General features: G+C 52.7%; 1 protein-coding gene and 1 pseudogene. Both read left to right on the top strand.

Annotation, left to right across the window (positions count from 1 at the left end; genetic code table 11):
• Positions 1–720 (top strand): ATPase, T2SS/T4P/T4SS family (locus A3730_RS07155; protein ID WP_197477346.1); only part of this gene is annotated, 720 nt, incomplete at its 5' end.
• A gap of 3 nt (positions 721–723) precedes the next feature.
• Positions 724–912, top strand: a pseudogene (locus A3730_RS07150) (type II secretion system F family protein); the annotation flags it as partial.

Here is a 912-nt window from a genome sequence, read left to right as displayed (position 1 = left end):
TCCGGGAAGACCGTCTCGCTCTATACCGGGGTGAATATCCTGAACACCCCAGAGCGCAATATTTCTACGGCGGAAGACCCGGTAGAAATCAACCTGGAAGGCGTTAACCAGGTGAACGTCAACCCCAAACAGGGGATGGAGTTCTCCTCTGCCCTTCGCGCTTTCCTGCGCCAGGATCCAGATGTAATTCTGGTAGGTGAGATCCGGGATCTGGAAACAGCGAATATTGCCGTCAAAGCGGCGCAAACCGGGCACTTGGTGCTTTCCACCCTGCATACCAACAGTGCACCGGAAACCCTGACACGCCTACGCAATATGGGGGTACCCTCGTTCAATATTGCCACATCGGTCATTCTGATTATTGCCCAGCGGCTCGCACGGCGACTTTGTGAGCACTGCAAAACAGCTGTGGAAATACCGAAACAATCTCTGCTTGAGATAGGTTTCACGGAAGACGACATCACAACCGGGTTTACTGTTTACGGGCCGCAAGGCTGTGAAAAATGCAAAAACGGGTACAAGGGGCGCGTGGGGGTCTATGAGGTGGTCAAAATCACCGATGGCATTGCCCGCATCATTATGGAAGAAGGGAACTCCATTGAAATTGCCGACCAGTGCCGAAAAGAAGGCTTCAACGACCTTCACCGTTCCGGCTTGATGAAGGCAATACAGGGCGTTACCAGCCTTGAAGAAGTCAACCGTGTGACTAGCGGACACTAAATTATGGCGACAAAAGCAGCAGCACAACAAAAAACCGCAACCTTCGTTTATGAAGGCATAGATCGCAAGGGAACCCGCGTAAAAGGGGAAACCAGCGGCAAAGGGCCCGCCTTGGTGCGCGCCGAACTGCGCAAACAAGGCATCAATGCCAAAAAGGTAGTAAAGAAGCGGGAAATCCAGCTGGGCGGGAAA

Source organism: Alcanivorax sp. HI0044 (assembly GCF_001634945.1).
The sequence above is the reverse complement of the archived record's forward strand: the minus strand, read 5'-3'. Positions and strand labels throughout refer to the sequence as shown.